The sequence below is a fragment of the Pseudomonas sp. ADAK18 genome (assembly GCF_012935695.1).
GTDB lineage: Bacteria > Pseudomonadota > Gammaproteobacteria > Pseudomonadales > Pseudomonadaceae > Aquipseudomonas.
The window spans coordinates 2,585,643-2,608,559 of record NZ_CP052859.1; the positions used below are offsets into that span (position 1 = coordinate 2,585,643).

The following is a 22,917-nucleotide window of genomic DNA, read 5'->3' on the forward strand; positions in this document are numbered from 1 at the left end:
TCTAACATGTGACCCGCACCCCGCCATCGTGCATCAGTACAAGTACAAGCCGAACGGTAAGCCCAACCGACGGCAGATCATTTGATTGGGCATTTAGCGAGAAGACCCTATGAACGCCCCGCTCCGTATCAACGAAGCACTTTTGATTGCAGACCGCGCCTTCAAACCCTTTCAGTGTGTGGCTTGGGCCGACGGTAACGGCGAACTCAGCCTGACCGTCATCGACCGGACCAATACCCGTATTGGCCGCAAACAGGTGTCATCCAGTACTTACTCCGATCCGGCACAGTTGGAAGACCTGCTTATTCAAGCGCGTTCCGAACTGAGTAAAGAAGGCTACACCCTGCAATCCTGGGACATGCCCAAGTAACACAAGACGCTAGCGAGTGACGGAACATGTTCTGTCACTCGCCTTCTTGGTCTAACGATTAGAACCCGTTACCAACACTTTTCCCGCTACTTGCCAACTAACGCCAAAATAAATCCCACCGCGACTTGATCTTCTCTCCTCGCTGCGGCACGTTGCGCGCTTCTGCACAAAGGAGCCCCTCATGTCTGAATCAATGGCCCAGGCCTTTACCCATAACTTCCTCGGTCATTCGCCCCGTTGGTACAAGGCCTGCATTCTTGCCTTTCTGATCCTCAATCCAATGGTGCTCTGGGCATTCGGTCCTGTAGCCGCCGGCTGGCTGCTGGTGGCCGAGTTTATTTTCACCCTGGCCATGGCACTGCAGTGCTATCCGTTGATGCCCGGCGGCCTGTTAATGGTCGAAGCCTTGCTGTTACGAATGACAACGCCCGAAGCGCTGTACGACGAATTGCTGCACAACTTCCCGGTAATCCTGCTGCTGATGTTCATGGTCGCCGGCATCTATTTCATGAAGGATTTGCTGCTGTTTCTGTTCTCACGATTGCTGTTGGGGGTTCGATCGAAGGCGCTGCTGGGGCTGATGTTTTGCTTTCTGTCGGCATTTCTCTCGGCCTTCCTCGATGCATTGACTGTGACCGCCGTGATCATCAGCGCGGCCGTGGGTTTCTATTCGGTGTATCACCGCGTCGCGTCCGGCAATGACCCGCGCCAGGACAGCGAATTCAGCGATGACCAACACTTGCCCGCCTTGCACCATGCCGACCTGGAACAGTTCCGCGCCTTCCTGCGCAGCCTGCTGATGCACGGCGCGGTCGGAACGGCCCTCGGCGGCGTGTGTACCCTGGTAGGCGAACCACAGAACCTGTTGATCGGCCATGAGATGGGCTGGAACTTCAGCCAGTTCTTCAGCCGAATCGCGCCCGTGTCTTTACCGGTGCTGGCTGCCGGCCTGATCACCTGTGTACTGCTGGAGAAACTGCGCTGGTTCGGATATGGCACGCTGTTGCCGGACAACGTGCGCCAGGTGCTGGCCAATTACGCCCAAGAGGACAACGCCGAACGCACCCCGCGCCAGCGTGCGGCCTTGATCGTCCAGGGCCTGGCAGCCTTGATTCTGATTGCCGGGCTGGCGTTTCACGTCGCTGAGGTGGGCCTGATCGGCTTGCTGGTAATCGTGTTGATCACCGCCTTCACTGGCATCACCGAAGAGCATCGCATCGGCAACGCGTTCAAGGACGCCCTGCCCTTTACTGCGCTGCTGGTGGTGTTCTTCGCCGTAGTAGCCGTGATTCACGATCAACAGCTGTTCACCCCGTTGATCCAGTGGGTGCTGGCGCTGCCTGCCGATCAACAACCAGGGATGCTGTTTATCGCCAATGGGCTGTTGTCGGCCATCAGCGATAACGTCTTCGTGGCGACGATCTACATCACCGAGGTCAAACAGGCATTTGTTTCCGGGCACATGAGCCGCGAGCATTTCGAAACCCTGGCGATTGCCATCAACACCGGTACCAATTTGCCTAGCGTAGCGACACCTAATGGCCAGGCGGCGTTTCTGTTTTTGCTGACGTCGGCGATTGCACCGTTGATTCGCCTGTCGTACGGACGAATGGTGTGGATGGCGCTGCCGTATACGGTGGTGATGGGATTACTGGGCTGGTACGCGGTGAGTTACTGGCTGTAAAGAGAGAAGGAGGCTGCAATTGCAGCCTCATTATCATCGAGCCGAAAGAATAAACCGCTCGATCGCTTCCGCCGCGCCGTCCTCGACATTACTGCCGGTGACCACCGAGGCTTGCTGCTTGACCACTTCCTCGGCCTGACCCATGGCTATTGATAACCCGGCCACATGAAACATGGCTGGGTCATTGCCGCCGTCACCGATGGCCGCTGTCTGCTCCAACGGAACGCCCAGGTATGCCGCCAGGGTTTTCAGAGCCTCGCCCTTGTTGGCCTTCATCGCCGTCACGTCCAGGAACACCGGCTGTGAACGGGAGACCTGGGCCACCCCTTTGACCTTGGGCAACAGCTGCGCTTCCAACTCGATCAGCAATTGAGTGTTGGTACTGGCGGCGACGATCTTGTTGACCCGATCCAGATACGGCTCGAAGCTCTCGACCACAATCGGCCCATAACCCAAGCCGTGCTCCTCCCGGACCGCCATCGGGCCGCCCGGATCGCGACGCAGCCAGTCACCGTCGGCAAACAACCAGACTTCAACGTCAGGCTGTTCAGAAAACAAAGCCAGGGCAATCAACGCCGCCTCGGCCGGCAGGTGATGGGAAACCAACACGCTGCCGTCAGGATTGACCAGCGTACCGCCATTAAAACCCGCTATCGGCACGTCGACGCCCAATGCCTCAGCCTGTTGCAACATGGCCTTGGGCGGGCGCCCGCTGGCCAGGCTGAAGAACACCCCGGCGTCGCGCAGCGCGCGAACCGTATCGATGGTGTACTGACTGAGACTGTGATCCGGATGCAACAACGTGCCGTCCATATCACTCAGGACAAACCGGATGGGATGGCTCGGTACGTCACTCATCCGAGGCTGTGCCAGGTTCGGCCATCGCGAGCCAGCAACTCATCCGCCGCCGCCGGACCATCTTCCCCAGCCTTGTAAGCTTGAATACCGTCATCTTCCTTCCAGGCATCCAGGAATGGCTGCACCGCTCGCCAGCCGTTCTCGATGTTGTCGGCACGCTGGAACAAGGTTTGATCACCGGTCAGGCAGTCGTAGATCAGGGTTTCGTAACCCGTCGACGGCTGCATCTCGAAGAAGTCCTTGTAGGCAAAACCCAGCTCGATGTTGGCCATGTCCAGGGTCGGCCCAGGCTTTTTCGCCAGCAGGTCGAACCACATGCCTTCATTGGGCTGGATCTGGATCTTCAGGTACGTGGCCTTCAGCTCATCGACCTCAGTGTCGCGGAACTGTGCATAAGGCGCAGGCTTGAAGCAGATAACGATTTCGGTGTCGCGAATGCTCATGCGCTTGCCGGTACGCAGATAAAACGGCACACCGACCCAGCGCCAATTGTCGATCATCACCTTGAGGGCGACGAAGGTCTCGGTGCTGCTGTCAGGCGCGACGTTGGCCTCTTCACGGTAACCCGGCAGTGGCTTGTCGCCGACAACGCCGGCGGTGTACTGGCCACGTACCGAGTTAGCCCGAGCGTCTTCCAGGGACCATGGGCGTATTGCACCGATCACCTTGGCTTTTTCCCCACGCACCGCATCAGCGCCAAAGGCAGCCGGCGGCTCCATGGCAACCATCGCCAGTAACTGGAACAGGTGATTGGGCACCATGTCCCGCAATGTGCCGGTGTGTTCGAAGAAACTGCCACGGGTTTCCACACCAACCGTTTCTGCGGCGGTGATTTGCACGTGGTCGATATAGTGGTTGTTCCAGAACGCCTCGAACAGCACGTTGGAGAAACGGCTGATCAGGATGTTCTGGACCGTTTCTTTCCCCAGGTAATGGTCGATGCGATAGATCTGCTTTTCGCTCATGACCTTAAGCAGGCAGGCGTTCAGCGCCTCGGCGGTGGCCAGGTCGGAGCCGAACGGCTTCTCGATCACCACCCGACGGAACGCCTCGGGGGTTTCTTCCAGCAGCCCTGCACGCCCCAGGCGCTGCACCACTTCACTGAAGAAGCGTGGTGCAGTGGCCAGGTAAAACACCGCGTTGCCGGTGCCGCTGGCGGCGATTTTCGCCGCTAGGTCGCTGTAGGTGCTGTCATCGAGGAAGTCGCCCTGGACGTAGCTGATGCCCTTGGCTAACTGGGCCCATAACTCGGGGTCCAGGGCGTCTTCGGCATTGCCCTTGACCTTGCTGGCAGCCTCGGTGCGAATGAAGTCTTCGAGTTTCTTGGCGAAGTCGGCATCGCTGATGGCGTTGTGATCAACGCCCACAATGCGTAAACCGTCACCCAGCAAACCATCGCGGTTGAGGTTGTACAGCGCCGGCATCAGCAGGCGCTTGACCAGGTCGCCATGGGCGCCAAACAGAAACAGCGTGGTCGGTGGAGCGGGTTCGGCCTTGGGTTTCTTGCCGTTGGCGGTCATTTTTTGGAAGTCTCCACATGGCCGCCAAAGCCGAAGCGCATGGCGGATAGCATCTTGTCACCGTAGGTGCTCTGCTGACGGGAACGGAAGCGCGCGAACAGCGAGTTGGACAGCACCGGTACTGGCACCGATTGCTCCATGGCCGCCTCAATGGTCCAGCGCCCTTCGCCGCTGTCGGCGACCGAACCGGAATAACCGTCGAGCTTGGGATCAACCGCCAACGCATCAGCCGTCAGGTCCAACAGCCAGGAGGAGACTACACTGCCGCGACGCCAGACTTCAGCGATGTCAGCCACGTTGAGGTCAAAACGCTGGTCTACCGGCAGGTTTTCCGAGGACTTGGTCTTGAGGATGTCAAAGCCTTCAGCGAAGGCCTGCATCATCCCGTACTCGATGCCGTTGTGGATCATCTTGACGAAGTGCCCGGAACCGGCAGGGCCGGCGTGGATGTAGCCACGCTCAGCACGGTCGTCGGTGGAGGTCCGGTCCTTGGTGCGTGGGATGTTACCCAGGCCCGGCGCCAGGCTTTCGAAGATCGGATCCAGACGTTTGACCGTCTCGGCATCGCCGCCGATCATCATGCAATAACCGCGCTCCAGGCCCCAGACGCCACCGGAAGTGCCGACGTCGATGTAATGCAGGCCCTTTTCCGACAGGGTTTTGGCCCGACGGATGTCGTCCTTATAGAACGTGTTGCCGCCGTCGATGATCACGTCACCGTCATCCAGCAGTTGGCTCAGGGTTTCAATGGTGTCTTCGGTCGGTGCGCCTGCCGGCAGCATGACCCAGACAGCCCGTGGCTTTTGCAGCCCGGCGACCAGCGCAGGTAAATCGGCGACGCCGGTGGCGCCCTCTTCGCTCAGGCCTTTGACGAACGCCTCATTGCGGTCGTAGACCACGGTGGTATGCCCATTGAGCATCAGGCGCCGCGCAATATTGCCGCCCATGCGGCCTAGTCCGATAATCCCCAGTTGCATGTGCTGATGCTCCTTACTACTCATAAATACAAAAAAATGTGTGACATAGTTTATAGCGCAATGAGGCTAATGAGGGTTAGTCCAGAGCGGATTGGCATAGTTTCATGACAAATAGTGGCCATTCTTTCGCCTCTACTGCGGCAAAAGTCACAGCGACCATGAAAAATAAAAAAGTTCCCTTGAGCAAAAAAAGAAATCAGAATTGGCACCGACTGTTGCTCGACGCTTCCCACAAGTGTCCGAGCACCGCGATGCACCGGCCATTTGCGAGGTAAGCAATGAGCGCAACACAGATGACACGCCCGCCACAGACCCTCTATGTCACGATCCGTCGCGATGAACTGCGTGACTTGAAAGATGAGCGCGACCAACTGCAACAGGAAGTCATGCGCCTGCGCTCACACTTGCAAGCCCAGCTTGAGCAGCCCTCGCCCAAACTGCCTGCGGCCTGCTGACTACCCTGCTGCCGCTGCTCAGGCAGCGGCCGGTGCAATATGTGTCAGATTTAACTCACAAAGTTTTCACACGCCTTTCTTGATAATCCCGCGCCAAAGGGGCGCCCCCACGTGCGGGAGCCCTCCTGTCGCGCATCTGTGCGCGCGGCAACGGTGAAAATTATCGGGTGGAGCGCTGGATGGCGATGTTTAAACGCAGCACTACGTCTGCGAAAGGGTTCGATTGGTCCGGCCTCGGCTGGATGTTCCTGTTTTTCTGGTACTTCTCGGGTATTACCCAATTACTGATCCAACTGACCGGCACTTCCGGCTTCAGCGGTTTCCGCCAGGCGTTCTTCATGAGCGCGCTGTGGCTGGCGCCCATGCTGTTGTTCCCACGGCGTTCGCGCCTGATTGCGGCGTTGATTGGCGTAGTGCTGTGGGCCTGTTCCATGGCCAGCCTGGGTTACTTCTTCATTTACCAGCAGGAATTCTCCCAAAGCGTCATCTTCATCATGTTCGAGTCGAACATCTCTGAAGCAGGCGAATACGCGACCCAATACTTTGCCTGGTGGATCGTCCTGGCGTTCCTCGCCCACACCGCTGTGGCGATTTTCCTGTGGACCCGAGTGCGTCCGGTCTACCTGCCACGCGGCCAAGCTATGCTGGCCGCCGCAGCCATCGTGATTGCCATCATTGGTTACCCGCTGGTCAAGCAGATCGCCAGGACCGACTCCATGGAACTGGCCATCGACCGCTTCGAAACCCGAATCGAGCCGGCAGTGCCGTGGCAGATGATCGTTGCCTACCGCCGCTACACCGAGCAACTGGACAACATGCAGGGCATGCTGGACAGCGTCAGCAAGATTCCACCGCTGACCAACCTCAAGGACAACATGGCCGGCCAACCGTCGACCCTCGTGCTGGTGATCGGCGAGTCCACCAACCGCCAGCGTATGAGCCTGTACGGCTACCCGCGCAACACCACGCCGGAGCTGGACAAGCTGCGTGACCAGATGGCCGTGTTCGATAACGTCATCACCCCGCGCCCCTACACCATCGAGGCACTGCAACAGGTACTGACGTTCGCCGACGAAGAAAGCCCGGACCTGTACCTCAAGACACCCTCCCTGGTCAGCGTGATGAAGCAGGCCGGCTACAAGACCTTCTGGATCACCAACCAGCAGACCATGACCAAGCGCAACACCATGCTCACGACCTTTTCCGAACAGGCCGATGAGCAGGTGTACCTGAACAACAACCGCAACCAGAACGCCCGCCAGTACGACGGCGACGTGCTGGAACCGTTTGCCAAGGCCATGGCCGACACCGCCGAGCGCAAGTTCATCGTCGTGCACTTGCTGGGCACTCACATGAGCTACCAGTACCGTTACCCGCCGACCTTCGACAAATTCACCGATCGCCAGGGCGTGCCGGCCGGAATCAGCGACGATCAGTTGCCGACCTACAACAGCTACGACAACGCCGTGCTGTACAACGATTTTGTGGTCTCCAGCCTGATCAAGGACTACGCCAAGACCGACCCCAATGGTTTCTTGCTGTACCTCTCCGACCACGGCGAAGACGTCTACGACTCTGCGGGCCACAACGTTTTGGGTCGTAACGAAGGCAAGCCAACGGCGCCTATGTACACCATTCCGTTCATGGCCTGGGCCTCGCCGAAGTGGCGCGAAAGCCATGACTGGAATTTTGCCGGTGACTTGCAGCGTCCCTTCAAGAGCTCGCAGTTGATTCATACCTGGGCGGACATGGCCGGCATCACTTTTGATGAGCTGGACCATAGCAAGAGCCTCGTCAGCGACAGCTTCAAGGCCCGGCCACTGATGATTGGTGATCCTTATGCCCGTCAGCAAAAGCCCTTGATTGATTTCAGCCTGCTGGCACCGAAGAAACCTGACCCGGCCAACGTCGTCGTCAAGTAACTCACACCCACGGGTTTCACCTGCGCAACGCGGTGAAGCCCGATGTTTCTTACACGCAAAGATAATAATTATTCTCGTTTAAAGCTAAAGATCCCCGCCTCCCTTCGTCTTTGAGCCAATGGCATTTTTTCAAAGACGACAAGGAGTTCGCTGCGATGTTCGCGCCCATCACCCGTTCAACAACCCTGGCCGCTGGCCTGCTGAGCCTGGCCATGAGCCCGGATTTGCTGGCTGAAACAGAGGTTCGGCAAGAAGCCGAAGAACCTGCAACAACCCTGGAACTGGCCAGCACCAACATCACCGCCGACAGCCTCGGCGCCAACACCGAAGACACCGGTTCCTACACCACCGGCGCCATGAGCACCGCAACGCGGCTCAACCTGTCGATCAAAGAGACCCCGCAGTCCGTATCGGTCATCACCCGCCAGCATATGGACGACTTCAAGCTGGGCACCTTGACCGAGGTGATGAACCAGACCACGGGTGTCGTGGTGCAACGCACCGACTCCGAACGCTTCAACTTCTATTCGCGCGGCTACAGCATCCAGAACTTCCAGATCGACGGGATGCTCAACACCTTCTCCGGTTTAAAGTCGGACTCCGACACGATCATCTATGACCACATCGAAGTGGTGCGTGGCGCCACTGGCCTGACCACAGGCGCTGGCGATCCGTCAGGCACCATCAATATGGTGCGCAAGCGCCCTACCCATGAATGGGCGAGCAAGGTCGGCGTCAGCGGTGGCAGCTATGACAATTACTACAGTTACCTCGACGTCGGCGGCCCGCTGGGCTTCGATGGTCGCTTGCGTGGGCGTACGGTGCTGGCCTATCGCGACAGTAAATCGTTCCGCGATCGCTATGCCGTTGAACGCAAGGTCGGCTACGGCATCCTTGAAGCCGACCTGACTGACGACACGGTACTGGCGGTGGGTTACGACTATCAGGACAAACAGGCTGAGGGCGCGACCTGGGGCAGCCTGCCGTACTGGAACTCTTCGGGAGGCAAGGCCAATCTGCCACGCCACAACAACATCACTCAGTCCTGGAGCAATTGGCCGCTGACCGACCGTACAACCTTCGCCACGCTAGACCAGCGACTGGCCAACGACTGGCACCTCAAGGCCGCCTACACCCATCGGGAGAGCGAAACCGATGGCAAGACTTACTACGGCGGTCGTGGTTATCCGAACGACGATCGTAGCGGGATTGTTGCCTATCGCAGCCATTGGGTAGGCGAAGACAAGATGGATGCGGTGGACTTCAATGTCGCCGGCTCCTATTTGCTACTGGGCCGTGACCATGAAGCCATGTTCGGCTACGGCCAGGCCCGTCACCGAGACTCCGAGCCTTATATCATCGACGGTGGGGTACCCGACAGCTACATCCAGATCCCCGACTGGGCCCACCCGGGGCGCGTTCCCGAGTACCCCGATGAAGTCACCAACCTTGATGCCTATCGCAACAACACCTATCAAAAAGCCGGCTATCTGGCGACTCGCCTGAACCTCAGCGACGACTGGCATGCCGTACTTGGCAGCCGTTATGGCAGCTGGGAAACCAACTCTTCGACTTACAAATACGATAGCAATCGCCAACTGACCTCCGCCCAAACCAGTCGCCAGACCCATAACGATGTCTGGACACCATATGCAGGGCTGCTTTACGACATCAATCAGGACTTCACGGCGTACGTCAGCTACACCGACATCTTCAAACCCCAGACGCAAAAAGACGTAGGCGACAAGTACCTGGAGCCGATTGTTGGCAAGAACTACGAACTGGGCCTCAAGGGCAGCCTGTTCAATGACCGCCTCAACCTGTCCAGCGCGGTCTTCTGGACAAGCCAGGACAACGTGGCAGAAGTCGACGATTCAGTACCGCCCGGCCCCAAGGGCGAGGCGTACTACAAGTCCGGCGGCAAGGGCAACAAGGTACAAGGGTTTGAGCTGGAGGCAGCAGGCGAAGTGTTGCCCGACTGGAACCTGACGGCGGGCTACACCTACACCCATTCGGTCAATGGTGAGAAGCAGCGCAATAACACCCAGCAGCCACTGAACTTGCTCCGAGCGTCCACCACCTATCGCCTGCCGGGCGCCTGGAAAGCCTTGACGGTCGGTGCAGGCCTGAGCTGGCAGAGCGATATCTATGGCTTTGGAAACCGTCCGGTCGGGCGTGACGCCACTGGAAAAATCATCACCCAGAGGACCGAGATCCACCAGGAGACCTACGGCCTGGTCAACCTCATGTCCCGCTACGAGTTCGATAAGCAGCTATCGGCATCGCTGAACGTCAACAACCTGTTCGACAAAAAGTACTACAACAACGTCGGCTTCTATAACGGTGTCTACTGGGGTGACCCACGCACCATGACCCTGAGCCTGGACTGGAAGCTCTAAATCACCCTGTCGGTCACCGGGCCTGAAGTTAACGAAATCGTTAACTTCAGGCCACCGTCACGTTAACTCCCACTTAATACAATTGACCCACACTTCGCCCATGACGCTGATCACGGATGAGGCAGACACCAATCACACTTAATGGGAACACACACGATGAAACTCTCGACTTTGATGCTTGCTGGCCTGATGACCTTAACTTCCGCCGCCGCTTTTGCAGAAGGTGGTTCTGAACGTTCGAAGGAGTTCTACAATAACTTCACGTTCATGCAGGAAAAAAATCACGGCACTACCGAACAGACTGCCTCCGCACAGGCCAAGAAAGTCAATTCGGACGTCGTCGAAAAAAATGACACCACGCAACAACCCAACAGCTGATTTCCCGCAACACCCTGCGCTATTGTGCTCCGATAGCGAAGGTGAACTTGGCGCCCATCAATGGGCGCTTTTTTTATGCCTGCTTTTTTCAATAAGCTTTCGGCAACATTACAAATAAGTCATTCATCACCTGAAATAGCTGCCAGGTATTAATATCCCGTTAATGATCAGGGTATTTTTGGGATTAGCGAGGAAATATTCAGAATGAATTATCGCAGCCTTTCATCCCCTTTTCCTTGTAGGACCAAACGCCGTGTGAAATCACACCACGCACCTAGCGACCGATCGTCGCACCCCCACATAAAGCCCGTATTATAAGCCTTTAACGCTTGACCCTATAGTTACTTCAAGGTGCAGAATTTTCCTACTACCGGGACTACAAAACTCGTAAATTTTATTATTTCTTCATGTTTTAGAGGTGAACTTTCATGCGCATTCTTGTCGTCGAGGACGAGCCAAAAACAGCCGACTATTTACATCAGGGTCTGACTGAAAGTGGCTATGTCGTCGACTGTGCCACCAACGGCGTAGATGCACTGCATCTGACGGATCAACAACCCTATGAACTGGTACTTCTTGACGTCAATCTTCCGACTAAAGATGGCTGGCAAGTCCTCGAAGAACTACGTCAGAACACCACGACCCGCGTGATGATGTTAACCGCTCGCGGTCGACTGGCAGATAAGATCAAGGGCCTGGATATGGGCGCCGATGATTATTTGGTCAAGCCCTTTGAGTTCCCAGAATTACTGGCTCGCGTTCGTACATTATTGCGGCGTAGTGAGCATATTCCGCTGCCAGAAGTATTTCGGGTAGCCGATCTTGAACTTGATCCGCGTCGGCACCGGGCTTATCGCGGCACACGGCGCATTGACTTGACCACCAAGGAGTTTGCACTTCTGCAAGTACTGATGCGCCAAAGTGGAGAAGTAATGACCCGCACCCAGATTATTTCATTGGTCTGGGACATGAACTTTGATTGCGATACCAACGTGGTAGAAGTTTCCATCAGCCGCTTGCGGGCCAAGATTGACGACCTGAGCGACGTCAAGCTGATACACACCATCCGGGGCGTCGGTTATGTGCTGGAGGTACGTCAGTGAAGTCCTCCAGCCTGTCGATGCGCCTTGGGCTGACGGTCAGCCTGATGGGCGCAGGCCTGGTGTTGTTGTTGGCAACCCTGGCCTACCTGGCACTCAGCCATGAGCTGGAAAACCTGGCGCGCAAGGGCCTGGAAAGCAAGATGGAGCAACTGCAGCACAGCCTGACCCAAGACCTGAAGTCCAGCGACATCGCCGCGGCCCCCCATTCAGTGCTGGACTTGGTGATGGGTCATGACAACTTTTACCTGACCATCACTGGCACCGACCCTACTGCCGCCCCGCTACTCAGTGTCGGCGCCCGGTCGCAAGTGCCGTTGCTGACTGACTTTGCCGCCAGTGAAAGTCTCGGTTACCTGAACTGGACCGACAGCACCGGCAATCAGATCCTCAGCGCCTCCAGCCTGATGCGCTTGCGCAACGGCGAAAACGTGCGAGTGCTGTTGTCCCTGGATCGCTCCGATGATCAGGCCCTGCTCAGTGCCTACCTGCGCTCCACGGTGATTGCCCTGCCCTTGCTGCTGATGTTGATCGGCATCGGTGCCTGGTGGGTAGTGCAACGCGGCCTGGCACCATTGCAACAATTCAGTCGCATTGCGGCCAAAGTCACCACCCAAGACCTGACCCATCGTTTGTCTGTGGACAACCTGCCCAGGGAGCTTGGTGAATTGGCCCAAGGCATCAACTTCATGCTGCATCGCCTGGATGGCGGCGTGCAGCAACTGTCGCAGTTCTCCGACGACCTGGCCCATGAGCTACGCTCGCCCATCACCAACCTGATGGGAAAGGCACAGGTGACGTTGTCCCGGGAGCGACCGCCTGCGGAATACAAAGCCGTGCTGGAGTCGAGCACCGAAGAGCTGGAGCGTTTGACACGGATCGTCAGCGACATGTTGTTTCTCGCTCAGGTCAGCCATCCAGCAGCACGGGTGGCCTTTGAACAGGTGTCGCTGGAGCAGGAGGCGCGGCGGGTCATGGACCTGTTTGCCTTGAGTGCCGAGGACAAACACCTGACCCTGAGCCTCTCGGGCGAGGGCTCGGTTCATGGTGATCGGTTGATGATCCAGCGGGCGATTTCCAACCTGCTGTCCAACGCCATCCGCCATAGTCCTCGGGCCGCGAGCATTTCGTTGTTGGTAGAAAACCATGCCGACAGTGTGTCGCTATCAGTGGGCAATCCCGGTGCAGGGATTGCTGCGCAACACTTGCCGCACTTGTTCGAGCGCTTCTACCGCGTCGACAGCAGCCGTGCCCGAGCTGAAGGCGGGACAGGCCTGGGCCTGGCCATCGTGCGCTCGATCATGAACCTGCATCAAGGCCAGACCGAAGTCAGCAGCCTGCAAGGCAGCTTTACCCTGTTCCGGTTGGTGTTTCCCGGCCCTGTCACAGACTTATAAGTACGCCTGCCGCGCCGCCCAGGGCCACCACCAGCCAAGGCGGCCATTTCCAGATCACCAAAGCCAGCAGCGCCAGCAGCATCAAGGCGAAATCCACCGGTGCCAGGATGCCGGTGGTCCACAGAGGTTGATACAAGGCCGCCAGTAACAAACCCACTACAGCGGCGTTGACACCGGCTAAAGCAGCCTGTGCACGGGGGTTGGTGCGTAATACCTGCCAAAACGGCAAGACACCGACCACCAATAACATTGAAGGCAGGAAGATCGCGAGGACACACACCAGCGCGCCAACCCAGCCGTCGATGGCCGCACCTAGAAAAGCCGAAAAACTGAACAGCGGCCCAGGCATCGCCTGGGTCGCCGCATAACCGGCCAGGAACGTGTCACTGTCAACCCAACCGCTCGCCACCACCGTCTGTTCCAGCAACGGCAATACCACATGCCCGCCGCCGAATACCAGGGCTCCCGAGCGGTAGAACCCGACAAAGAGCTGCAGCAGCGTCGCATCAGAGTGCTGCGCCCACCACGGCAGGCCGATTAGCAAGATCACAAACAGTGCCAGCATGGCACCACCCGCTCGTCTTGATACGCCAATGACCACATCCTGCTCATGTCGTATCGCTGAAGGCTTGAGCAAACAGACACCCAGCCCCGCCGCCATGGACATGATCAACACTTGGCTGACCGGCGCCGACCACAGCACCGCCACACATCCCGCCATGATTGTCAGGGCCCAGCGTCGGCCATCAGTACAGAGCAAGCGTGCCATGCCCCATACCGCCTGGGCGACAACGGCCACGGCCATGACTTTAAGCCCATGCACCAGCCCGTCTGGAAGGCGAGCGCCCCACGTTGTCAAACCCAACGCCAACACTGTCAATGCCACTGCCGACGGCAAGGTAAAACCGAACCATGCAGCCAGCGCGCCGCGATAACCGGCCCGAGACAACCCAAGGGCCATGCCCACCTGACTGCTGGAAGGCCCAGGTAGAAATTGACACAGGGCGATCAGTTCAGCGTAGGAGGCTTCACTCAGCCAGCGACGGCGTTCGACGAACTCGGTACGGAAAAAACCCAGATGAGCCACCGGTCCGCCAAACGCAATAACGCCCAGGCGCAGGAAAATCAACAAGATGCGCCAAGCGCTTTCAGGGTGGCCGCCCTTGGCGCCGGAGGTGGTGGTCACGGCCTCAATCTCTAGAGAGCCTTGCTCCAGAACAGCATACGACCATAGGCAGGATCGAAGATCGAATCGTCAAAACCGAACTTGCGGTATGACGCCTGAGCCACGTCATTGCCTTCAAGCACCTCCAGGGTGATCTTGCAGCAACCACGTTGACGAGCGATTTCCTCGACCTTTTGCAGCATTTTCTGGCTCAGCCCCAAGCCACGGAATTTGTCCATGACCACCACGTCGTGGACATTGACCAGTGGCCGGCAGGCGAAGGTCGAGAACCCTTCGAAACAGTTGACCAACCCGGCCGGGACTCCGTTCACAAACGCCAGCACACTGAACGCGTGCGGGCGTTTGGCCAACTCGGCCGGCAGTTGCAGCAGACGGTCGGCGGGCAGCTCATGACCGCCACCCATTGGGTCTTGTGCGTAATGATTGAGCAACAGGCCGAGGGCCTCGGCGTGTACAGGGTTGCTGTAGCTGGCTTGTAGCACCAGTATGTCTGCGGCGTCCATTTCCTTCCTCGATAACGACTGAACGGGGACTACTTCCCCTCAAAGGGGTCGATTGTAAGCGTGGAGCCCGCGTTAGATGAAGGAGATTAACTACATCCACCTGCGTGAAAGCGCGAATTTGCTTCGTAGGGAAGTCAATTTTCTATTGGTTACAGCGCTTTTTCGGACACAGGAACAGCAAAACGCTGCAACTGCATCTCTCGCAGGCGGCTCAAGGTGCGCCGAAACGGGAACTCCAGATAGCCCTCGGTATAGAGACTTTCCAGTGCTACCTTGGCCTCGATATACAGCGGCACCTTGCGGTCGTAGCACTCGTCTACCAGGGCAATGAAACGCCGGACACTGTCGTCATGCACCGATAACTCGGGCAGCTCTCGATCACCGGCATCCACACGCAGCGCGGCGTCCTCAGTGCCACGAGCGATCCGCCCGGGGCGTTTTTGTGCGCTCAGGTTAGGCACTTCTCCCAGCAATATCACCTTGAAGCGGTCGCACAGCAGCATGAAATCCATGGCCGCCAAGGGTTGTTCACACAGATCACAGTAGCGGCACCACAACACTGTGTCGCTGGACTGCACGGCAATAACGGTGCGGTAACCAACGGCGACCGGAGCACTGCTGACCGTCTGCCCATTGCTCAGTTGCCTGAACACCTCGGCCAACGCCTCGGGTTGATTGACCCAGTAACGCTGCACGCCGACGCCCGGGTGCAGGCGATGATCCTCTCCCCCATCCACTGCCACTACTTGCATATGTCGTTTGATTGCTTCAATGCCCGGCAGGAACCGGTCGCGGTTGAAGCCGTCGGCATACAGCTGGTCCGGCGGCTGATTGGAGGTGCAAACCATCACCACCCCTTCCTCGAACATCACCTGGAACAACCGACCAAGGATGATGGCGTCGCCGATGTCGTTGACGAACAACTCGTCAAAGCACAGCACCCGCACTTCCTGGCTCAGCTCTCGGGCCAAGGCCTGCAACGGGTCGTGGGTACCCGTCAACTGGAACGAGCGCTGATGCACCCACCCCATGAAGTGATGAAAATGCTGACGCCGCGCCGGCACTCTCAACGTCTCGTAGAACTGATCCATCAGCCAGGTTTTGCCACGGCCGACTGGACCCCACAGATACACCCCGGTAACCGGCGTGCGGCCTTGGTGCAAGGCTTCGTGGCATTGTTGAAGGGCCTGCACCGCCCGCCATTGGGCGTCATCGGCGATGAAGCCGCTCTGGGTGATGGCGTGTTGGTAGGCTGCGAGTGGCGAGTCGAAAGTCATGCGAGGCAGTATGCCATGACCTCGCGCTCCTGTAGCCGCTGTCGAGGTACGAGGCTGCGATGGGCAGCGTAGCGGCCCCAGGACGGCGGTCCTGCGGACACGCATCGCAGCCTCGTACCTCGACAGCGGCTACACCGGTTACAGGGAAATATCCAGCCGGGAAATCTTCCCTGCCTCATTCAGCCGAAAGGTGTAGCGCAACTCCAGGGGGCTGCCCGGAAAGCTGCCGGTTATCAGGTTGCTGACCAGCACCTTGCCGGTACGGTGCTGGACGTTCAACACCTCGACCTTCGGCTGGTAACGACGCCCCGTCTCTTCCATCCAGCGGGCAATGGCTGCCGTACCGGCCTGGTGCTCACCTTCATCGAACACGTTGGCATCTTCGGCGAAGCAGTGAGTCACGGCCGAGGTATCTCTGGCGTTAGCCGCCGCGATGTAAGCCACAATCGCCGGCGCCAGTTCAGGGGTGGGTTGGGACATGCTGGCAACTCCTTGTTGGTGATTTCTGGAGTCATCCTAAAGCAGCGTTGTGTCAGTTCTTGTCAGGAGTGAAAGGCCCGGATTCGTTCTGCTCCATCAACTTGCGCCACCCTCGCAACCAGTCACTGCGCCGCCCCGGATAACGTTCACCCTGGACAGTGGCGGCGGCAATCCGATCGGTGCGAAAAGTGCGATAGGCTCCGCGCAATTCGCACCAGGCCACTATCACCCGCGCTTCATTGAGAAAGCCCAGGGCCAGGGGCCAGATCAGGCGTTGGCTCGGGGTCTGGCTGGCGTCGGCATAATCGATATGCAACTTGGCCTGGTTGCGAATGGCGTCACGGAACACATTCAGTGGCACTCGGTTTTCCGGGTAGCCATACCCCCGCGGGCCCGGTAACAGCGTGGGATTACGCAAGGCTTCCTGGGCGGTGGGGTCCAGTACCGCAGCGATTTTCGCCAACGCATTGGCAGCGGCGTGACTCAACACCTCATCGCCCCGCTGATCGACATAGCGCAAGCCCAGGACGATGGCTTCGGTCTCGTCGGCATTGAGCATCAGCGGCGGCAGGAACAATCCGCTGCGCAACACATAGCCCACGCCGGCTTCACCGAAGATCGGCGCGCCGAGGGCCGTCAACTCAGCGATATCCCGATAGAGCGTGCGCTCGGAAACCTCCAGCTCTACCGCCAGGATGGCCGCCGTCACCGGGCGTTTTTTGCCCCGCAAGACTTGCAACAAGGTCAGCAGACGACTGGTTCGCGACACGTTCCTCACACTCCAAAAAAGGAAGTTCGCGTAGCTTAGCAGAGGACCCTGTCAGAAAGTGTCAGGAGCGAACCACCCTGCTGTACCGCGCAAAAAAGACCCTTGACGGAAAATATTACCAGCATCATATTAAATACACATCGCCAATAAACCCAGCGTTTCAGGAGTCTACTCATGCATTACAAAGTCTTCGGTCGCCGCAGCGGCCTGCGGGTTTCAGAGCTGGCCCTGGGCACCGGCAATTTCGGTACGGGCTGGGGTCATGGTGCCGAGCGTGATGAGGCCAAGCGGATTTTCGACGGTTATCTGGAAGCGGGTGGCAACTTCATCGACACCGCCAACGGCTATCAGGTCGGGCAATCGGAAAGCATGCTCAGCGAGTTCATTACCGCCGAACGCGACAACCTGATACTTGCCACCAAATACACATTGTCGACTCGTCCCGACGACGGCATTTCAAAGTCCGGCAACAACCGCAAAAACCTGATCCGTGCGGTCGAAGAAAGCCTCAAGCGCCTGAAGACCGACCACATCGACCTGTTCTGGGCCCATATCAGTGACAGCGTCACGCCAATGGAAGAAATCCTGAGGGGCTTCGATGATCTGGTCCGAGCCGGCAAGATCCACTACGCCGGGTTGTCCAACTTCCCGGCCTGGCGTATCGCTCGGGCGGACCTGTTGGCTGAGGTGCGCGGCTTTGCGCCGATCGTCGGGATTCAGATGGAATACAGCCTCGCCGAACGCAGCGCCGACCGCGAACTGCTGCCCATGGCCGAAGCGTTAGGATTGGCCGCAACGCTGTGGTCGCCGCTGGGCGGCGGATTCCTCACCGGCAAATACCGCACCAGCCAGGACGACACCCGCGCCAGCAAGCTCGGTATTTTGGTCCACACCGAAAGAAGTGCCCAGGAAACTGCGTTGCTCGACACCTTGTTGGCCGTCGCCGCAGAGATTGATGCCACCCCCACCCACGTTGCCATTGCCTGGCTGCGGGAAAAGGCCCGTCGCTCCACCACCAGCCTGATCCCGATCCTTGGTCCGCGTACCCGCGAACAGTTGGACGCGACCCTCGGCGCGTTGCAGGTACAACTCTCGGCTGATCAACTGAGCCGATTGGACGCCGTGAGCGCAGTGGCACTGGGCATACCGCATCAAATGATCGTCGACTACGCGCCCCGCTTCACCGGCACGCCGAACCTTGATCGCCCCTTCCTTCCGACCGTCTGAGAATCGGCCACACCAAAGGTTGCCTTGCGCAACCCTTGGCACAATCAATCAAACCATTCACGGCGTTCATCAAAGGTTCGCACGATCAAATCGACTATCGCCTGCACCGCAGCCGACGCTTCGAGCTGGGCATTCAGTGCCACCCACGCTTGCCGTTGCATGGGTGCATCAAACAGACCGGGCAACGGCGTCAGGGTCCGATCAAACCGACTCATGTAGGCGGGTAACAAACCAATGCAGGCACTGCTCCGGATCATCTCCAGCATCAGCTCGTAGGTATGCACCTGCACCACCCCGGCTTCGCGTCGGTCGATCTGCGCATTCCAGGGCGCAAACGCCTTGACCTGCCGCTCGGGCTGCCACTGCACCAACAGATAATCGGCCAACCCCTCCAGGTGTTCCGGACGGGCAATGGTTCGGGAATAGCGCTTGGCCATATGCGGCAGGTAATCAAGGCTGGCCAGATGTTGAGGTTCACGAATCGCAAAGCCCGGGCTGGTGGATACCCCGCCGGAGTCCGACAGCCATAACACCACGTCGGCATTGACCGTTTGCAACGACTGTTGATTGTTGTCCACGGCGATCACTTCAAGCCGTACGCTGGCATCGCGCCGCAACAAAGCAATGAGGTCACGGCTCAGGATGTCATGCAGGATGGGTGCGGCAATCGCGAGGCGCACCAACGGCGGGCTGGCCACCTGCGCGGTGCGTTGTGGCACCAGAGCCATCAACTGCGCCTGCAATTGCAGGCCTTCACGACTGAGGGTCAGCGTGCTGCCCTGGTAGGAGAACAGCGTCCGCCCTACTGCGTCTTCCAGTTGCGCCAGTTGCCGACGTAAAAGGGGCGCGCCGATATTCAGATGGCGTGCCGCCTGCTTGAAGCAGCCGCAGCGCGCACTGACCAGAAAATATTCGGCCACTCGGGGTTCAACCGTGGCCGCCAGAGTCGTCCATGAACGAGGATGACTCGCAAGCGGAACACGAGCCAGCCCCTCGATACCCGGGGTTTGAAACATTGCCATCAATGACTTCCTGTCGTTGGCCTGGGATCGAGCGAGGGCGATTACGCCCCCGCTCCAGTCTGTCTATCAAGCGTGCGCCGACTCCGTGTCCGGCGCCACGGCCTCACCCGCCCCGGCCTGCTCCTGCAACTGCGCGGCCCGCTGACTGTAATCGCGCAGGTAGACAATGAACTCCTGCAGCAACCGATCCCACAACTCCAAGCTGCCGCGCAAATGGTCAAGGGTAATACCTGCTGCCAGCACATCCATCTCCATCACCAGGAACTCACCCTGGACCGACAAACGAGCGAAACGTCGCGAGGCATTCCAGAACTCCGCCAACCCGGCTGGCAGCTCGCCCTGAATACGCAACGCACAGCTGAAGGTGAAATCAACGTAATGGCCGGCTTCCGTGCCAGGGTTGCCGAAGCGCAACGCATAACCGATACCCTGGCTGGCGCTGAGCAGTTGTACGACAGAATTCTGTTCGGAACGGTTGACCCGCAGACCGGCCCCTTGCAGGACTTCGGTCAGGCTGTCGGCGGAAACACTGGTGATCAATGCTGGGGAGGTCATCGTGAATGCTTTCCTTGTCATGGGCTGAACGATGGCCACCTTGGGGTTATCCCAAGGCGGACCTTCATAGGCTAGCCGGAATTTTCCAGTCTGCTCGACCGGGCTGAAAAATTGACAAGGTATAAACAGAAACGGCCCGTTTCGTGAAAAACGGGCCGTTCGACGGGGATGTTAAGCGAGGCTTTTGCTGACCACTTCAAACACATCGCTGGACAGCTCGCCGGAAGCGCGAATCCGCTCCAGTTCGGCCTTCATCAGCGCCTGACGGGCGCTGTCGTATTTACGCCAGCGGGTCAGCGGCGCCAACTGCCGCGAGGCAATCTGCGGGTTGAAGGCATTCAACTCGATCACAAGGTCCGCCAGGAAGCGATAGCCTGAACCATCTGCCGCATGGAAGTTGATCAGATTCTGCCCGGCAAACGCGCCCACCAGCGCGCGAACCTTGTTCGGGTTCTTGATGTTGAACGCCGGGTGCTGCATCAGCGCCTTGACCCGCTCCAGCGCGCCCGGCAAACCGCTGCCGGCCTGGACGCTGAACCACTGGTCCATGACCAGCGGGTTGTCCTTGAAGTTCTCGGCAAACACCGCCAGGGCGTTGGCCTTTTCAGCGTCGAACGGTGAGTTGACCAACACCGCCAGCGCCGTCAGGCGTTCGGTCATGTTGTCGCAAGCGTCGAACTGTTCCAGGGTGGCTGCCAATACTTCGGGCTTGCCGCTGAGCATCAGGTACGACAAGGCGATGTTTTGCAGCGCGCGCCGGGCGAAATGCTCGGCAGCCGCCACGTATGGCGTTTTCTTGGACAGGTCGCGATTGGCCTGGTAACGCAGCCACAAGCCTTCGAACAGGCTGTCGGCCAACTGCTTGCGGGCAAACTCACGGGCAGCGTGAATGGCATCGACGTCTGCCACTTCGCTGATTTCAGCCAGGTAGGCTTCACTCGGCAGTGACAACATCTCGGCGACCATCGCCTGGTCCAGGCTTTCGTCGCTCAACACGCTACGCAGTGCGGTGATCAGGCGTTGATCCAGCACCAGCGCCTTGCCCTGTTGATGTTGGCCGATCAGCTCTTGCAACACCTGCACTGACAGTTGCTGCCCGGCGTCCCAGCGATTGAAACCATCGCTGTCGTGCTGCATAAGGAACATCAACTGATCGCGGCTGTAGGGGAAGCTCAGTTTCACCGGCGCCGAGAAGCCACGCAGCAGCGAAGGCAATGGTTGTTCGGCGATCTCAACGAAGGTGAAGGTCTGTTCGGCTTCAGTCACCGAGATCACTCGGGACGTAGCACCCGCCTTCGCTTCACCCGCCAGACGTAAGGCAATACCGGCGCCTTTGCTGTCCAGCAGGCCCAGCTCCACCGGAATCACGAACGGCAGTTTTTCGACCTTGTCCGGGGTTTCCGGGCAGCTTTGACGGAAGGTCAGGCTGTAGGTTTTTGCCGCAGCATCGTAGGACTCGCTCACCGCCAACCGTGGCGTACCGGCCTGGCTGTACCAGCGTTTGAACTGGGTCAGGTCGGCGCCATTCGCGTCTTCCATGGCCTTGATGAAGTCATCGCAGGTCACGGCCTGGCCGTCATGGCGTTCAAAGTACAGATCGCTGCCTTTGCGGAAGCCTTCGGCGCCAAGCAAGGTGTGGATCATGCCGACCACTTCCGAGCCCTTTTCGTACACGGTCAGGGTGTAGAAGTTGGAGATCTCGATAAAGCTGTCCGGGCGCACGGCGTGGGCCATCGGGCCGGCATCTTCGGCGAACTGGTGCGTGCGCAGGTAGGCCACGTCCTGGATGCGCTTGACCGTGGCCGAGTTCATGTCGGCGGAGAAGCCCCCGTCACGGAACACGGTGAAGCCTTCCTTGAGTGACAGTTGGAACCAGTCACGGCAGGTCACGCGGTTGCCCGACCAGTTGTGGAAGTATTCATGAGCGACGATCGCCTCGACCCGCTGGTGTGCGGCGTCGGTGGCGGTTTCGGCGCGGGCCAGCACAGCGCTGGAGTTGAAGATATTGAGGCCTTTGTTCTCCATCGCACCCATGTTGAAGTCATTGACCGCAACGATCATGAAGATGTCCAGGTCGTACTCGCGGCCATAGACTTCTTCGTCCCAGCGCATGGACTTCTTCAGGCTGGTCATAGCGTGCTGGCACTTGTCGATGTTTTCTGGCTCGACGTAAATGCGCAGCGCCACGGTGCGTTGGGTCATGGTGGTGAAGGTGTCTTCGACGCACCACAGGTCACCCGCTACCAGCGCAAACAGGTAAGCCGGTTTCATGAACGGGTCTTCCCAGGTCGCCCAGTGCCGGCCGTCTTCGCCAGGACCCGACGAAATCGGGTTGCCGTTGGACAGCAGCACCGGGTAGATGTGCTGCTCGGCGATCACCGTGGTGGTGAACTTGCTCATCACATCCGGGCGGTCGAGGTAATAGGTGATCTTGCGGAAACCCTCGGCCTCGCACTGGGTGCAGAACATGCCACTGGATTTGTACAGGCCTTCCAGGGCGGTGTTGGTTTCCGGATGGATCTTGACGCTGGTGTCGAGCGTAAAGCTGTCGCTCGTCGGGTGCAGCGTCAGGTGGTTTTCGCTCAACTGGTAGTCAGCCGCTGTCAGTTCGCGGTCGGCCAGGCTGACCGACAGCAACTCCAACTGCTGGCCGTCCAGCACCAGCGGCGGCAGGCCCGTGCCACGCGCCGGGTTGCGGCGCATCACCAGTTGCGCGTGGACCAGGCTGTGGTCCTCGAACAACTCGAAGGTCAGGTGCGTCTCGTCGATCAGGTACTCGGGCGCCTGATAGTCCTTGAGGTAAATCATCTTCGGTTGTTCGGTGCGCATGGCTTTCGT

20 protein-coding genes are annotated in these 22,917 nt (G+C 58.6%); 9 read left to right on the forward strand and 11 right to left on the reverse strand.

Annotation, left to right across the window (positions count from 1 at the left end; all coding sequences use genetic code 11):
• Positions 1–109: 109 nt before the first annotated feature.
• Positions 110–370, forward strand: a complete 261-nt coding sequence (locus tag HKK55_RS11485) for a hypothetical protein (protein WP_169354787.1) — start codon at positions 110–112, stop codon at positions 368–370.
• A gap of 181 nt (positions 371–551) precedes the next feature.
• On the forward strand, positions 552–2,054 hold the full coding sequence (nhaB, locus tag HKK55_RS11490) for a sodium/proton antiporter NhaB (protein WP_169354788.1): 1,503 nt from the start codon (positions 552–554) through the stop codon (positions 2,052–2,054).
• 33 nt (positions 2,055–2,087) lie between these two features.
• On the opposite strand, the gene HKK55_RS11495 is transcribed toward nhaB, so the two are convergent.
• The 3 genes from HKK55_RS11495 to gnd are packed head-to-tail and all read right to left on the reverse strand — an operon-like array spanning position 2,088 to position 5,433.
• Complete coding sequence (locus HKK55_RS11495; protein WP_169354789.1) at positions 2,088–2,912, reverse strand: HAD family hydrolase; 825 nt, start codon at positions 2,910–2,912, stop codon at positions 2,088–2,090.
• Positions 2,909–4,432: a glucose-6-phosphate dehydrogenase gene (zwf, locus tag HKK55_RS11500; protein WP_169354790.1), complete on the reverse strand. Its 1,524-nt coding sequence runs from the start codon at positions 4,430–4,432 to the stop codon at positions 2,909–2,911. The genes HKK55_RS11495 and zwf overlap by 4 nt, the downstream gene beginning before the upstream one ends.
• Positions 4,429–5,433 carry a phosphogluconate dehydrogenase (NAD(+)-dependent, decarboxylating) gene (gene gnd / locus HKK55_RS11505; RefSeq protein ID WP_336604611.1) on the reverse strand — a complete coding sequence of 335 codons (1,005 nt, stop codon included), beginning with the start codon at positions 5,431–5,433 and terminating at the stop codon, positions 4,429–4,431. The genes zwf and gnd overlap by 4 nt, the downstream gene beginning before the upstream one ends.
• A 269-nt stretch (positions 5,434–5,702) precedes the next feature.
• Between gnd and HKK55_RS11510 the strand changes: the two genes are divergently transcribed.
• The 6 genes from HKK55_RS11510 (at position 5,703) to HKK55_RS11535 (ending at position 13,060) form a co-directional block, all read left to right on the forward strand.
• Complete coding sequence (locus HKK55_RS11510; protein ID WP_169354792.1) at positions 5,703–5,864, forward strand: DUF6026 family protein; 162 nt, start codon at positions 5,703–5,705, stop codon at positions 5,862–5,864.
• Positions 5,865–6,043: 179 nt separating this feature from the next.
• Positions 6,044–7,786, forward strand: a complete 1,743-nt coding sequence (locus tag HKK55_RS11515) for a phosphoethanolamine transferase CptA (RefSeq protein WP_169354793.1) — start codon at positions 6,044–6,046, stop codon at positions 7,784–7,786.
• A gap of 155 nt (positions 7,787–7,941) precedes the next feature.
• Positions 7,942–10,185: a TonB-dependent siderophore receptor gene (locus HKK55_RS11520; protein WP_169354794.1), complete on the forward strand. Its 2,244-nt coding sequence runs from the start codon at positions 7,942–7,944 to the stop codon at positions 10,183–10,185.
• 156 nt (positions 10,186–10,341) lie between these two features.
• A complete protein-coding gene (locus HKK55_RS11525) occupies positions 10,342–10,563 on the forward strand; it encodes a hypothetical protein (protein WP_169354795.1) in 222 nt (73 codons plus the stop codon).
• Positions 10,564–10,991: 428 nt separating this feature from the next.
• Positions 10,992–11,666 carry a heavy metal response regulator transcription factor gene (locus HKK55_RS11530; protein ID WP_169354796.1) on the forward strand — a complete coding sequence of 225 codons (675 nt, stop codon included), beginning with the start codon at positions 10,992–10,994 and terminating at the stop codon, positions 11,664–11,666.
• The gene (locus tag HKK55_RS11535) at positions 11,663–13,060 is read left to right on the forward strand and encodes a heavy metal sensor histidine kinase (protein ID WP_178128841.1); all 1,398 of its coding nucleotides are present in this window, start codon (positions 11,663–11,665) and stop codon (positions 13,058–13,060) included. The genes HKK55_RS11530 and HKK55_RS11535 overlap by 4 nt, the downstream gene beginning before the upstream one ends.
• On the opposite strand, the gene chrA is transcribed toward HKK55_RS11535, so the two are convergent.
• From chrA to HKK55_RS11560, 5 genes are all read right to left on the reverse strand, one after another.
• Complete coding sequence (gene chrA, locus HKK55_RS11540; protein WP_178128842.1) at positions 13,047–14,246, reverse strand: chromate efflux transporter; 1,200 nt, start codon at positions 14,244–14,246, stop codon at positions 13,047–13,049. The two genes, HKK55_RS11535 and chrA, sit on opposite strands and share 14 nt — an antisense overlap.
• A gap of 11 nt (positions 14,247–14,257) precedes the next feature.
• Positions 14,258–14,749, reverse strand: coding sequence for a GNAT family N-acetyltransferase (locus HKK55_RS11545; RefSeq protein ID WP_169354797.1), 492 nt, complete (start codon positions 14,747–14,749; stop codon positions 14,258–14,260).
• Positions 14,750–14,898: 149 nt separating this feature from the next.
• Positions 14,899–16,026 (reverse strand): cell division protein ZapE, encoded by a 1,128-nt coding sequence (gene zapE, locus HKK55_RS11550; protein WP_169354798.1) that lies wholly within the window; start codon positions 16,024–16,026, stop codon positions 14,899–14,901.
• Between the two features lie 138 nt (positions 16,027–16,164).
• The gene (locus tag HKK55_RS11555) at positions 16,165–16,506 is read right to left on the reverse strand and encodes a nuclear transport factor 2 family protein (protein WP_169354799.1); all 342 of its coding nucleotides are present in this window, start codon (positions 16,504–16,506) and stop codon (positions 16,165–16,167) included.
• 52 nt (positions 16,507–16,558) lie between these two features.
• Complete coding sequence (locus HKK55_RS11560) at positions 16,559–17,275, reverse strand: YafY family protein (RefSeq protein WP_169354800.1); 717 nt, start codon at positions 17,273–17,275, stop codon at positions 16,559–16,561.
• A gap of 174 nt (positions 17,276–17,449) precedes the next feature.
• Here HKK55_RS11560 and HKK55_RS11565 point away from each other — a divergent pair, with 174 nt between their 5' ends.
• Positions 17,450–18,502 (forward strand): aldo/keto reductase, encoded by a 1,053-nt coding sequence (locus HKK55_RS11565; RefSeq protein ID WP_169354801.1) that lies wholly within the window; start codon positions 17,450–17,452, stop codon positions 18,500–18,502.
• 44 nt (positions 18,503–18,546) lie between these two features.
• Here HKK55_RS11565 and HKK55_RS11570 read toward each other — a convergent pair whose 3' ends face one another.
• From HKK55_RS11570 to pepN, 3 genes are all read right to left on the reverse strand, one after another.
• Complete coding sequence (locus tag HKK55_RS11570) at positions 18,547–19,524, reverse strand: LysR family transcriptional regulator (protein ID WP_169354802.1); 978 nt, start codon at positions 19,522–19,524, stop codon at positions 18,547–18,549.
• A gap of 66 nt (positions 19,525–19,590) precedes the next feature.
• On the reverse strand, positions 19,591–20,079 hold the full coding sequence (locus HKK55_RS11575; RefSeq protein ID WP_169354803.1) for a YbjN domain-containing protein: 489 nt from the start codon (positions 20,077–20,079) through the stop codon (positions 19,591–19,593).
• A gap of 171 nt (positions 20,080–20,250) precedes the next feature.
• Positions 20,251–22,908: an aminopeptidase N gene (pepN, locus tag HKK55_RS11580; RefSeq protein WP_169354804.1), complete on the reverse strand. Its 2,658-nt coding sequence runs from the start codon at positions 22,906–22,908 to the stop codon at positions 20,251–20,253.
• Positions 22,909–22,917 lie beyond the last annotated feature (9 nt).

Excerpts from the sequence above, each read along its gene's own strand:
- HKK55_RS11485 (WP_169354787.1), top strand. The coding sequence starts at position 110 with ATGAACGCCCCGCTCCGTATCAACGAAGCACTTTTGATTGCAGACCGC.
- nhaB (WP_169354788.1), top strand. The coding sequence starts at position 552 with ATGTCTGAATCAATGGCCCAGGCCTTTACCCATAACTTCCTCGGTCAT.
- HKK55_RS11495 (WP_169354789.1), bottom strand. The coding sequence starts at position 2,912 with ATGAGTGACGTACCGAGCCATCCCATCCGGTTTGTCCTGAGTGATATG.
- zwf (WP_169354790.1), bottom strand. The coding sequence starts at position 4,432 with ATGACCGCCAACGGCAAGAAACCCAAGGCCGAACCCGCTCCACCGACC.
- gnd (WP_336604611.1), bottom strand. The coding sequence starts at position 5,433 with ATGAGTAGTAAGGAGCATCAGCACATGCAACTGGGGATTATCGGACTA.
- HKK55_RS11510 (WP_169354792.1), top strand. The coding sequence starts at position 5,703 with ATGACACGCCCGCCACAGACCCTCTATGTCACGATCCGTCGCGATGAA.
- HKK55_RS11515 (WP_169354793.1), top strand. The coding sequence starts at position 6,044 with ATGGCGATGTTTAAACGCAGCACTACGTCTGCGAAAGGGTTCGATTGG.
- HKK55_RS11520 (WP_169354794.1), top strand. The coding sequence starts at position 7,942 with ATGTTCGCGCCCATCACCCGTTCAACAACCCTGGCCGCTGGCCTGCTG.
- HKK55_RS11525 (WP_169354795.1), top strand. The coding sequence starts at position 10,342 with ATGAAACTCTCGACTTTGATGCTTGCTGGCCTGATGACCTTAACTTCC.
- HKK55_RS11530 (WP_169354796.1), top strand. The coding sequence starts at position 10,992 with ATGCGCATTCTTGTCGTCGAGGACGAGCCAAAAACAGCCGACTATTTA.
- HKK55_RS11545 (WP_169354797.1), bottom strand. The coding sequence starts at position 14,749 with ATGGACGCCGCAGACATACTGGTGCTACAAGCCAGCTACAGCAACCCT.
- zapE (WP_169354798.1), bottom strand. The coding sequence starts at position 16,026 with ATGACTTTCGACTCGCCACTCGCAGCCTACCAACACGCCATCACCCAG.
- HKK55_RS11555 (WP_169354799.1), bottom strand. The coding sequence starts at position 16,506 with ATGTCCCAACCCACCCCTGAACTGGCGCCGGCGATTGTGGCTTACATC.
- HKK55_RS11565 (WP_169354801.1), top strand. The coding sequence starts at position 17,450 with ATGCATTACAAAGTCTTCGGTCGCCGCAGCGGCCTGCGGGTTTCAGAG.
- HKK55_RS11570 (WP_169354802.1), bottom strand. The coding sequence starts at position 19,524 with ATGGCAATGTTTCAAACCCCGGGTATCGAGGGGCTGGCTCGTGTTCCG.
- HKK55_RS11575 (WP_169354803.1), bottom strand. The coding sequence starts at position 20,079 with ATGACCTCCCCAGCATTGATCACCAGTGTTTCCGCCGACAGCCTGACC.
- pepN (WP_169354804.1), bottom strand. The coding sequence starts at position 22,908 with ATGCGCACCGAACAACCGAAGATGATTTACCTCAAGGACTATCAGGCG.